The following is a 689-nucleotide window of genomic DNA, read 5'->3' on the forward strand; positions in this document are numbered from 1 at the left end:
TGCCGCTGAGTAACTTACTCAATGTGGCCGATTGGGGCAATATGGTTGATATGGTGGGCCGCCACCGAGTCGATTTCCTGCTGGCACCATTTCAGGTGTCTGATGATCTTTCGTTTACCACCCGAGGTTTTCAGCTTTACCCTATTCCGAAAGTGAAAATTGGCTTAACTGGTTCGCGACTATTTCATTCTCTCCCGACATTCCTGAAAGCGAAAAACTGGCTCAACGCGCCTCAATCAAGGCATCGCGATCCTTAGACAAAAGGGGACCATTGAGCGGGCGTTGATCGAATGTGGCTTTATCAACACCAAAGTCTCGAGCTGGAGCAAAATCAACTGAACACAGTTCTTTGCTGCATGACCTATTAGAGAGAACCGAATTAATCATAGAAAGAACGATTGATTCAAATTATGATCGCACACCAGTTAGGGGGGACAAATGTCCTCCCTTTTTGCTTGTTGCGGGATATACCATCTTTCTATCCAATAACACTCGATAAAAAGGACCTAATATGGAGCTGTTCTCCCTATTTGATATCAATAATACGCTTGTGAATATTCCGATTGGTGATGGCTATGCGATGAGCTGGATTGAAGCCATTGGGACCATTTTTGGTTTGCTTTGCATTKGTTTGCCAGCCTAGGAAAAAACCATTCAACTATCTATTTGGTTGATTAACGTGACGCTAT

General features: G+C 44.0%; 2 pseudogenes. Both read left to right on the forward strand.

From position 1 onward, the window contains the following. A pseudogene (locus tag CIK04_RS28840) lies at positions 1-257 on the forward strand (hypothetical protein); the annotation flags it as partial. Positions 258-511: 254 nt separating this feature from the next. Further along, a pseudogene (locus CIK04_RS28845) lies at positions 512-640 on the forward strand (nicotinamide riboside transporter PnuC); the annotation flags it as partial. Positions 641-689 lie beyond the last annotated feature (49 nt).

Source organism: Vibrio sp. 03_296 (assembly GCF_002265885.1).